This is a genomic window from uncultured Mucilaginibacter sp., assembly GCF_937859865.1.
Taxonomy (GTDB): Bacteria; Bacteroidota; Bacteroidia; order Sphingobacteriales; family Sphingobacteriaceae; genus Mucilaginibacter_A.
Genome location: NZ_CALMAT010000004.1, coordinates 1 through 7,183, shown reverse-complemented (window position 1 = coordinate 7,183; position 7,183 = coordinate 1). Strand labels below are relative to the sequence as shown.

At 42.0% G+C, this 7,183-nt stretch carries 8 protein-coding genes; 3 read left to right on the top strand and 5 right to left on the bottom strand.

The window, feature by feature from the left end:
• The 4 genes from Q0192_RS00440 to Q0192_RS00425 all read right to left on the bottom strand — a co-directional run.
• On the bottom strand, positions 1 to 359 hold a 359-nt coding region (locus Q0192_RS00440; protein WP_299284420.1), incomplete at its 3' end, for an SDR family NAD(P)-dependent oxidoreductase.
• A 45-nt stretch (positions 360 to 404) separates the two neighbouring features.
• Positions 405 to 1,070, bottom strand: a complete 666-nt coding sequence (locus Q0192_RS00435; protein ID WP_299284417.1) for a DUF1345 domain-containing protein — start codon at positions 1,068 to 1,070, stop codon at positions 405 to 407.
• Positions 1,071 to 1,148: 78 nt separating this feature from the next.
• The gene (locus tag Q0192_RS00430; RefSeq protein ID WP_299284414.1) at positions 1,149 to 2,240 is read right to left on the bottom strand and encodes an AI-2E family transporter; all 1,092 of its coding nucleotides are present in this window, start codon (positions 2,238 to 2,240) and stop codon (positions 1,149 to 1,151) included.
• A gap of 142 nt (positions 2,241 to 2,382) precedes the next feature.
• Positions 2,383 to 2,664: an ATP-dependent Clp protease adaptor ClpS gene (locus Q0192_RS00425; RefSeq protein WP_299284411.1), complete on the bottom strand. Its 282-nt coding sequence runs from the start codon at positions 2,662 to 2,664 to the stop codon at positions 2,383 to 2,385.
• A 210-nt stretch (positions 2,665 to 2,874) separates the two neighbouring features.
• Between Q0192_RS00425 and Q0192_RS00420 the strand changes: the two genes are divergently transcribed.
• From Q0192_RS00420 to mgtE, 3 genes are all read left to right on the top strand, one after another.
• On the top strand, positions 2,875 to 3,174 hold the full coding sequence (locus Q0192_RS00420; protein WP_299284408.1) for a hypothetical protein: 300 nt from the start codon (positions 2,875 to 2,877) through the stop codon (positions 3,172 to 3,174).
• Between the two features lie 67 nt (positions 3,175 to 3,241).
• A complete protein-coding gene (locus Q0192_RS00415) occupies positions 3,242 to 4,114 on the top strand; it encodes a hypothetical protein (protein WP_299284406.1) in 873 nt (290 codons plus the stop codon).
• A gap of 136 nt (positions 4,115 to 4,250) precedes the next feature.
• A complete protein-coding gene (mgtE, locus tag Q0192_RS00410) occupies positions 4,251 to 5,627 on the top strand; it encodes a magnesium transporter (protein ID WP_299284403.1) in 1,377 nt (458 codons plus the stop codon).
• An 813-nt stretch (positions 5,628 to 6,440) separates the two neighbouring features.
• Here the strand turns inward: mgtE and fic are convergent.
• Positions 6,441 to 7,004 (bottom strand): protein adenylyltransferase Fic, encoded by a 564-nt coding sequence (fic, locus tag Q0192_RS00405; protein ID WP_299284401.1) that lies wholly within the window; start codon positions 7,002 to 7,004, stop codon positions 6,441 to 6,443.
• Between the last annotated feature and the right edge of the window lie 179 nt (positions 7,005 to 7,183).

Below are 7,183 nucleotides of genomic sequence, written 5' to 3'. Positions count from 1 at the left end.
GTACTTAATAAATTCAGTTCAAAAGCGGCTTGCCAGTGGCTTTCATCAAAACTTTCGAAAGGGCCAAAAGGCGGGCCGCCGGCATTGTTCACCAAAATATCAATTTGCCCAAAATGTTGGATGGTTTCTGCAATAAAGTTTTCGCATTGTTGCACATTAGTTACATCAACCGGAACGGCAATTACTTCCGATCCTGTTTTTTGGCTGATTTGTGATGCTGTTTTTACCAGCTCTTTTTCATCGCGCGAGCCAATAACAACCTTTGCGCCTTCTGCTGCCAATGCTTCTGCGGCTGCGCGGCCCAAACCTTTGCTGGCTGCCAAAACAACGGCTACTTTATTGCTTAACCCTAAATCCATAAAAATAAATTAAACCGAATTTTAACAACTGCTGCAAATTTTGTTTTAATGGCCAAACATGCCCGAAATAATGTTGATGCTTAAAGCTACAATTGCGGTGTTAAAAACAAAAGACAAAATGCCCTGCAGCCATGCCAACCGGCGGATTTTGCGCGAACTGATCTCGACATCAGACACTTGGAAAGTCATGCCGATCACAAAGGAGAAATAAACAAAATCCATAAAATCAGGGTGGGGTTCTTTCGGAAATTCCAGGCCGTAGCCATATTCGCCTTCTTCGTTTTTGGTAGAATAAAAAATATGGGCATACCGCATGGTAAAAATGGTATGCGTAAGCCACCAGGAAATAGCTACCGAAGTAATAGAAAGGAGGACATGGGTTATTGTTTGTTCTTTGGACAGCCCTTTTAAAGATTGTAAAAGAAAAACTACGGCAAACAGGCTGGCAAACGCAGAACCAATGATAAAAAGAAAGATAAAAGTTACACTGGAATCTTCCAGGCTGGCTACTTTGCGCACAAGGCTGGGGTGCATTGAAAGGATGGAAATCCAGCTCATCACCAAAATACTGGAAGCATAGTTGATCCAAGTAAGCATGATGTTAATGGACAAAGGTTGTTTCCGCGTTAAAAAATAAGTAAGCAAAGCAACCGCCAGTGCAATGTATTGCCGGTGCTGCGAATCCAGGTATTTAAACTTCTTCTCGGTCATGGTGTATTTTTTTCGGTCTAAATTTAAAAAGGAATACCAGGAAACCATGTAAAATTTATGTGCATAAAAGAAGCATGGCTAAGCAGCAGCTTTTCTTCTGCGCCGGTTCCAGATATGCAGGATGGATTGTGTCGGGATTTCATCGCCCAGTAATTTCCCCCAGGGCTTCAGGTCGTCAATCCGGTCGAAAACAATTTTTAAAACGGCCACCATCGGGATGGAAAGGAACATGCCGGCAACGCCCCACAATGCGCCAACCAGCAATACTACAATAATGGAAACCAGGGCATTGATCTGTACTTTGGAAGATACAATCCTGGGCACCAAAATATTGTTATCAATAAACTGGATAACGGAGTAAGCGATAATAATGCCTATTTGTGTGCTGTAGCCATCTTTTGTTACCGTTGCAATCAACAGCGGAAGTATGATGGCGATGATGCCGCCAATAAAAGGCACCATATTTAAAATCGCACCGATAACGCCAATCAGCAAAGCATATTTTACGCCCAAAATAAACAAAGCAGCGGAATTAAGAACGGCTACAATGGCCGCTTCGATCAACAAGCCAACAATATAACTCTGGATAGCCATTTTAGTCTGGTTTAAAATTGCAGCTACACGTTCTGAATTTTCTTCGGAGAAAACCTCGTACAAAAAATTCAGGATCAGCTCTTTGTACAGCAGCAGTAAAAAAATATAAACCGGTATTAAAAAAAGCACGCTAAACAGGCCAAACAAACTGCCGATGGTTTGGCCAACCAAGCCTTTGCTGTTGTTGGCCGCTTCGTTTAGCATTTCCATCTGTTTTTGGATGCTGAGGCCGAAAGTATGTTGCACCCAAGCTTCTACTTCAACCACAATTTGTGCGCCTTTTGCTTTTAAAGCAGGAAAAGTATCGCCAAACTGGATCATCTGCGAGGAAAGGAAATAAAGCACGGCAAACAGCAAAACGATCATGGCAAGCAGCGTTAAGCTGACGGCAAGTACTTTTGGCACTTTCCATATCCTTAATTTTGTGTAAAACGGATTAAGCAGAATGGCCAGTAAAACGGAAAAGCCCATGGGCACCAGGAAATCGGCCAGCATATAAAGCACCAGTACAACCAGCGAGATGCCAAACAGGATGACGGTTGCTTTAAGGTAAAATGGGTATTGTTTTAAGAGCATAAATTCAGGTTGTCACCTCAGCGCGTTTGGTTAGAAACAGCAATTGATGGTGGTTGTTATCGAAATCCAATCAAATCCTTAACCCAAATAGCTGTATAAGGTTTAAGTTTTATGCCGGTAAAAGAAGCATTGCGCTTTGTAATTAATCTACCGAAACCGTTAGCCCTTCCTGTTGCAAAATTTTGCGGTACACTTCTACTTCCGTAAACGAGCCTTCCAAAATGGCGCATTTGCCTTTGGTATGCACTTCCCAGGCAATTTTTTCTGCCTGGCCGTCGGTATAGTCCAAGTATTTCATCAGGCAGTAAATGACGTGTTCAAAGGAGTTTACCTCATCGTTCCACAATATCAAACGGTGGCTTTCTTTCAAGCCCGCCAATACTTCTTCCAGTGTGAAGCTTTCTTCTTTAACCTCTGTTGACATAAAAGCAAATTTAATGAAACGATCAGGAAGCTGGGCTTTAAAATTGAAATTTAAAATCACGTTAAAACCTGGGCCTGCTTAAATTTATACCGGAAGAAAAGTAGATGCTTCTTTTACCAGTATAAATTAGTTGTAGTAAAAAGACAAGTTTTGTTTTTCTTTCGGTGGCAGGGGCGTCTGCAAGGTATGCGCCCAGGAGCGTAGGGCTGAATGCCGCCCGGAGGCGATCCGGCATTCTTGACTTTTTGGTTCTTTTGTGTCAAGACAAAAGAACGTAAAAATAGGGCAAAGACCCGTTACACATCATTCAAACAAACCTTTGTTTACTTGTATTTAACGTTCTTTTTGCTTGAACAAAAAGAACCAAAAATTCAAGACAAACCCGATCCCTCCGGGCGTTTTGTCGGGCCTTTCCGCGCCTGGGCGGAGACCTGCCGCTTTGGAACATCCAACGATATCTTTATCTTTGCTGTTGAAAGATTTTTTCAGATGCTTCTTTTATCCGTATAAATTAGGTGGGCAGCTAAACCGTTTGTTAAAAAAACGTTCTAACGAAAAACTTCTTATTTTACGGCCCATGAAAACATTTCCTTATTTCCTGTCGTCTGCTTTGTTATCATTGCTGGGCTTGCAGGTTTGCGCACAATCCAAATCCAACTTAAAAACACTCAAAGTACCGCCGCACCCCATTACGGTTGATGGCAGTTTGAAAGATTGGGGCGACAGCCTGAACTATACCAGCGAAGCCAAGCACATCAATTACGGTTTGGCAAGCGATAAGGAAAATTTGTATTTTGCCATCCGCATACAAGACCGCGCGCAGCAAGGCCAGGCCATGCGCAACGGCATTACGCTTTCCTTTAACCCCGAAGGCAAGAAAAAGGAAACGTACAGCCTGACTTTCCCTTCGCCAGACCAGGACGAGAACAGCATTTTTATCATGCCAAAAGCAGACAATGCCGTTACCCAGCAACAGTTGAAGCAGGAAGACCAGGAAGAACGCCGCAAAGCCGAGCTGCTAAAGCTGCGCGACATTGATGTAAAAGGTTTTAAGGATATCGAGACCGACCATATCAGCACGGCCAATACTTATGGCATAAAAACAGTATTGAATTTTGACGAACAAGGCGCGCTGATTTACGAAGCAGCTATCCCGATAAAAATGCTGCATACCGACAACAGCAACAACAAGCCCTGGACGTTTGACATCAAGATCAACAGTTTTACGGCGGCTAAAGGCAGCCATGATGGCTTAACACCGGCCGGAAATGCAGGAGGGATGGGCGGCATGGGCGGCGGCGGAATGCGTGGCGGCATGGGAGGAATGGGCGGCGGCGGCCGGAGAGGCGGTGGCCAGGGCGGTGGTGGTATGCGCGGCGGCCAGGGCAGTTACAGCGGCGGCAGCGATCAGGGAAAAACGATAGAGATCAAGGATAAATTTGCCTGGTAAAAACAGTATCGGGCGGCTTGAGCAGCTTGTTTTTTCGGCCAGTTGACCACCTCAACAATTATTTTTGATGTTGTGGTTTTCCTTGTACCTTCATCGGTGCCGTTTACGTTTTAATTAGCCGTAACTATTTAGTTTTATGGATTTAAGGGAAATAACAGACAGAATTATCAATGGCGATTTAAAATCGTTTGTAAGTTCGGGCAACAAAACGGATATTCATCCTTCAGACGTTGCCCGCATACTCAATACGCTTCCTGCCGATACGGCTATCCAGTCATTTGGCACTTTTCCCGAGAAAAAGAAAATTATCTTATTTGCTTACGTCGGCCATTTTCTGCAAAAAAAGATCATCGAATCGCTTCCCAAAGAAAAAGCTTCCCGCATCCTTGACCATTTAAGTTCGACCGACCGGTATTCGTTTTTTACCTCGTTAACCGCTTTTGAGCGTTCTAAATACCTCGACTATCTAAACGATAACAATAAAAAAGCCACACTGGACATGCTGGGCTATCCGCGCCAAAGCGTTGCCAGGCTGGTCAATACTCAATTTGCAACCATCAAAGAAGAAATGACCATTGCCGATGCCAACGAGCATCTGCGCAAAAACCATGCTGACTCGGATATTGCCAACGTTATTTATGTGGTAGATAATCAGGGGAAGCTGCTGGACGATATACCGGTGCGGCGGTTGGTGCTGAACGAACCTTCAAAAAAGATCCATGATATTATGGACGGCGTTTGCATCAAACTGAACATCGAAGAAAGCACAGACGAAGCAATAGCCAAATTTAAAGAATACGACCGCACGGTGCTGCCTGTTGTTAATGCAGATGATTTGCTGTTGGGCGTTATCACCGTTGATGATGTAATTGATGTGGCCGAGCAGCGCAATACCCGGGAAATGCAAAAGTTTGGCGGGGTAGAATCGTTGGAATATCCATACGTCAACACGCCCGTAGTATCGCTGATAAAAAAACGTGCCGGCTGGCTCATCATTTTGTTTTTGAGCGAGATGCTTACAGCCACGGCGATGGGTTATTTTGAAGGCGAAATTGCCAAAGCTGTAGTGCTGGCGCTGTTTGTTCCGCTGGTGATTTCGAGCGGCGGCAACAGCGGTTCGCAGGCGGCAACTTTAATTATTCGCGCTATGGCCGTAAAAGAACTGAGCGTAAAAGACTGGTGGTACGTAATGAAGCGGGAAATACTTTCGGGCGCTTGTTTGGGTTCTATCCTCGGCACCATCGGTTTTTTAAGGATTACTTTGTGGCAGTATTTGCACTGGTATGATTATGGTGCCCACTGGGTTTTAATGGCCATCACCATATTTTTCTCTTTGATCGGTATTGTTTTGTGGGGGACTTTAAGCGGTTCGATGATCCCCATTGTTTTAAAAAGGTGCAAACTCGATCCTGCTACTTCATCCGCACCATTTGTAGCTACTTTGGTGGATGTAACCGGGCTGATCATTTATTTTAGCATTGCCGCAATTATGCTGAAAGGGACATTGCTGTAAATACAAGTTAAAAAACTTTTAAAATTTGAAGTGCGGCCCTGCTGCTTTTTTTACCGGTAAAGAATTAACAATGGGACTGTCAAATACTTATAAACCCAAAGCAAAAAACCTCGGAGTACTTCTTTTACGGCATATTTATCAACAAATACTATGCTTTAGGCTTTTATCAAACTTTTTACTACGTGCTGCTAATTGTTAAACGCCAGTCGGAATTACTATCAAAAACTGCAAAATTGCGTAGGTAAAATAGCTTTTTCCTTTAAGTAAACAGCCTTTTCCTTTAACGAATGCGGCGTTTCCTTTAAGTATTTCGCTGTTTCCTTTAAGTATTTTGGCTTTTCCTTTAAGGTTTCTGTTGTTTCCTTCAAGTATTTTGGTGTTTCCTTTAAGTATTCTGGCTTTTCCTTTAATGTTTCTGTTGTTTCCTTTAAGTATTTTACGGTTTCCTTTAAGGTTCCCGGCCTTTCTATTGGAGAATGCGGGTAAGCAATTTGAGGTTTGTGCTTTGCGGTTGTTTACTTAGCTGATTGCTTCAAAGCTTCTGTTTAAAGCAGCGGGATTATTAGGTTTAACATCAGGGAAAATTTAATGATCTTGAGCGTCTTTATAAAAAACTTCTACCGAAGTTGAATAACACGCAATTCTTAAGCTTTTTTGTTTAAATGTTGATGCTTCTTTTACCGGCTAAATTTTATTTCGTCAGCCGGTACTAAAGCAAAATAGCAAAATCAAAGTTGATATTTAATTCATCAGCCAGTTTTTGCCAAGCCAATGTTATGGACAGCCCTTTTATTAGCTAAAAATATTGAAGTATCAACTTTTTTCATCATCATTTTCTTTCTCATATCCTTCATAATAGTAAGATTGTTCAATCCCCTTAAAAATAATTTCCCGGTTGTTTATATCTTCTGTTAAGTTGGCAACAAGTAACATTCTTAACTCCAGGTCGTTAATTGGGCTGCGTTCCATTGCCTGTAAATAAAGCGTTTTATCTACAAACTGCCAGTTCACTACTTTTTTAAGCCTCTTTTTCAAAAGCATATCCAGCCATATTCGCATTGTCCTGCCGTTGCCTTCCATAAAAGGATGAACTATATTCATTTCCACATACTTTTCAATAATTTCTTCAAAAGTGTTTTCTGGCATTTGTTCCACTTTTTGCAAAATTTCCTTCAAATACAATGCTGTTGCAAATCTGAAACCGTCTTTTGAGATATTTTGAGTACGGACCTTTCCGGCAAAATCATAAAGTCCGTCAAACAAATATTTGTGTATTTGCTGTAATCCTTTGCTTGTTCCTATATCTATTTGGTCTATAGCACCCGTATCAAACAAACTAAAAGCTTTCTCTAAGCTTTTCTTACCGACATTTTTCATTTCGTGTTTAAGCTTTCAGTCGCAATTACAGTTAACGTTCAAGGCTTGGCGAAAAACTGGAATTTGAAACCCGTCAGCCAAAACCAAAGTTAAATTTATAATTAAATGCTGATGCTTCTTTTATCGGGTAAAAATTGGTGTTTTAACTTTTGTTGATAGAATGGTTGGAAATTATTAGT

Bases quoted from the DNA above. Each gene is read 5' to 3' on its own strand.
- Q0192_RS00435 (WP_299284417.1), bottom strand. From the start codon at position 1,070: ATGACCGAGAAGAAGTTTAAATACCTGGATTCGCAGCACCGGCAATAC.
- Q0192_RS00430 (WP_299284414.1), bottom strand. From the start codon at position 2,240: ATGCTCTTAAAACAATACCCATTTTACCTTAAAGCAACCGTCATCCTG.
- Q0192_RS00425 (WP_299284411.1), bottom strand. From the start codon at position 2,664: ATGTCAACAGAGGTTAAAGAAGAAAGCTTCACACTGGAAGAAGTATTG.
- Q0192_RS00420 (WP_299284408.1), top strand. From the start codon at position 2,875: ATGCCGCCCGGAGGCGATCCGGCATTCTTGACTTTTTGGTTCTTTTGT.
- Q0192_RS00415 (WP_299284406.1), top strand. From the start codon at position 3,242: ATGAAAACATTTCCTTATTTCCTGTCGTCTGCTTTGTTATCATTGCTG.
- mgtE (WP_299284403.1), top strand. From the start codon at position 4,251: ATGGATTTAAGGGAAATAACAGACAGAATTATCAATGGCGATTTAAAA.
- fic (WP_299284401.1), bottom strand. From the start codon at position 7,004: ATGAAAAATGTCGGTAAGAAAAGCTTAGAGAAAGCTTTTAGTTTGTTT.